At 73.1% G+C, this 983-nt stretch carries 1 protein-coding gene; it reads right to left on the minus strand.

The genetic code is table 11. The features are described 5' to 3' along the window. Positions 1 to 824, minus strand: an 824-nt coding sequence (locus D477_RS00940; protein WP_005266381.1) for a PEP/pyruvate-binding domain-containing protein, incomplete at its 3' end; no start/stop codon positions are given. Positions 825 to 983 lie beyond the last annotated feature (159 nt).

Here is a 983-nt window from a genome sequence, read left to right on the forward strand (position 1 = left end):
CCGCCCGCTTCCGGCGGGACAGCCCGCGCACGCTGCCGGCCGCCGTCGTCCGTTTCCGATTCCGGACGTCCCGGGGTGAACCGCAGGAGGCGTCCGCCCCGGTCCAGCACGTAGCTGTCCGGCGTCACCTGTCCGGACACCACTGCCTCGCCGAGCCCCGCGGCGGCTTCCACCACCAGCTCGCTGCGCTCCCCGGTCACCGGATTCGCGGTAAAGAGCACGCCCGCCGCCGCGGCCGGGACCATCCGTTGGACAACGACGGCGATGGCCACCTCGTGCGGGTCGATTCCGTTCCGCGCCCGGTAGGCGATCGCCCGGTCCGTCCACAGCGAGGCCCAGCAGTCCGCCACGGCCCGGATGAGCGCTGCCTCGCCCTCGACATCGAGGAAGGTGTCCTGCTGGCCGGCGAAGGCGGCACCGGGCAGGTCTTCCGCGGTGGCGCTCGAACGCACGGCCACCGGCCCGCCGCCCAGGTCGCGATAGGCGGCGGCGATCCTGTCCTGAAGCTGTGCGGGCACTGCCGCGGCTGCGAAGACGGTCCGGATCCGGGCACCGTTGACGCCGGCCGGGCCTTGGTGTTCTGCCGCCCTACCCCGGACTCCTCCGGCCCGGCGGCTATCCGGCGCCGCGAGCAGTCTTTCCAGCTCGGTTCCGAGCCCGGCCTGATCGAGCAGCAGCCGGTAGGCGGCCGTGGTGACCACGAATCCCGGCGGGACCGGGAATCCGGCACGGACCAGTTCGCCGAGGTTGGCGCCTTTGCCCCCGGCGGCAGCCAGGTCCCGGGCACCGAAGTCCGCCAGCGTTCCGATGATCTGTTCAGCCACTGCAGCTCCTGGTGGTTGGCCTCGCCGGCGCCCTTTCCAGCGGAACTGCCGGTGCCCCAAACCCTACCCCCGCCGCTGGCGGACCGGAGCGGCCGCAGCCGGGCGCCGCCGTCGTACTCCTTAAACAGAGGAGGCCCCGACGCTATGGTCGGGGCCTCC

The organism is Arthrobacter crystallopoietes BAB-32 (genome assembly GCF_000328305.2).
Classification (GTDB): Bacteria; Actinomycetota; Actinomycetes; order Actinomycetales; family Micrococcaceae; genus Crystallibacter; species Crystallibacter crystallopoietes_A.